Source organism: Pseudomonas sp. zjy_15 (assembly GCF_043101865.1).
Taxonomy (GTDB): Bacteria; Pseudomonadota; Gammaproteobacteria; order Pseudomonadales; family Pseudomonadaceae; genus Aquipseudomonas; species Aquipseudomonas putida_Y.
Window position 1 is genome coordinate 1 of the sequence record NZ_JBICII010000079.1, and the last position, 803, is coordinate 803.

1 protein-coding gene is annotated in these 803 nt (G+C 61.5%); it reads left to right on the forward strand.

Annotation, left to right across the window (positions count from 1 at the left end; all coding sequences use genetic code 11):
* The coding region (locus tag ACF8EF_RS14600) for a thiamine pyrophosphate-dependent enzyme (RefSeq protein WP_392461425.1) at positions 1-803 on the forward strand (803 nt) is incomplete at both ends.

Below are 803 nucleotides of genomic sequence, written 5' to 3' on the forward strand. Positions count from 1 at the left end.
GCCGTCGAGAAACTGCAGAACGCGCGTAACCCGATCCTGGTGATCGGTGCCGGTGCCAACCGCAAGATGACCGCCAAGGTCCTCAAGCAACTGATCGACAAGACCGGCATCCCGTTCATCACCACCCAGATGGGTAAAGGTGTGGTCGACGAGCGTCACCCGCGCTTCCTCGGCAACGCTGCACTGTCGTCGGGCGACTTCGTTCACCGCGCCGTCGAAGCTGCCGACCTGATCGTCAACATCGGTCACGACGTGATCGAGAAGCCACCGTTCTTCATGGTCCGTGGCGGCACTGAAGTCATCCACATCAACTTCCGCTCTGCTGAAGTCGATGCCGTGTACTTCCCTCAGGTGGAAGTGATCGGTGACATCGCCAACGCCGTGTGGCAAATCGGCGAAGCCTTGACCGAGACTTCGCACTGGGACTTCACCCGCCTGATGGCCATCCGTGAAGCCAACGAAGCACAGATCGCCGAAGGCGCCGACGATGACCGCTTCCCGGTCTACCCGCAGCGCATGGTCGCAGACATCCGTCGTGTATTGCCGTCCGAAGGCATCGTCGCCCTGGACAACGGCATCTACAAGATCTGGTTCGCCCGCAACTACAAGGCGCACAAGCCGAACACCGTGCTGCTGGACAACGCCCTGGCGACCATGGGCGCCGGCCTGCCATCGGCAATGGCTGCGCACCTGGTGCACCCGGACCGCCCGGTAATCTCGGTGTGCGGCGACGGCGGCTTCATGATGAACAGCCAGGAACTGGAAACTGCAGTACGTCTGGGCATGCACATCACCGTGGTGAT